Below are 408 nucleotides of genomic sequence, written 5' to 3'. Positions count from 1 at the left end.
ATTCAGAGGTTGAAATCACAGAAGTGCCCCAATTCTTAGGCGTTTTAACTTCTCCGTGTACATTGGAACGTTGACGCCCTTGACCTTCAGCGATAGAGTACAATAACCCCGTTGTATCTTTAAAAGTTGCTGATGAGAGTTCATCAAATACAATAGGTATACCAAAATTGTTACTCAAGTAACTTTCAAGTGCATTACGTGTGGCATTCCAACTTCGAAAAAGTGTTTGATTACCTTTAGTTGGATTTCCAGCGACGGATACTGCTAAAGCTGCTGCTGTTGATTTACCAGTTGATGACTGGCCTGTAAAACTAAAGATAATTCCTGCAAATTCGATTTCACGTTTGTACTTCAGAAAGCTTGTCACTAAGGCAGAAATTCCAAATACGACCGCTAACTCTAGAAGAA

General features: G+C 39.5%; 1 protein-coding gene. It reads right to left on the bottom strand.

Annotation, left to right across the window (positions count from 1 at the left end; genetic code table 11):
* Nucleotides 1-408, bottom strand: a 408-nt coding sequence (locus tag M3600_RS28630) for a DUF927 domain-containing protein (RefSeq protein WP_251648593.1), incomplete at both ends; no start/stop codon positions are given.

This window comes from Niallia sp. MER 6 (assembly GCF_023714395.1).
Classification (GTDB): Bacteria; Bacillota; Bacilli; order Bacillales; family Cytobacillaceae; genus Niallia.
This window is presented reverse-complemented; position numbering and strand designations above follow the sequence as displayed.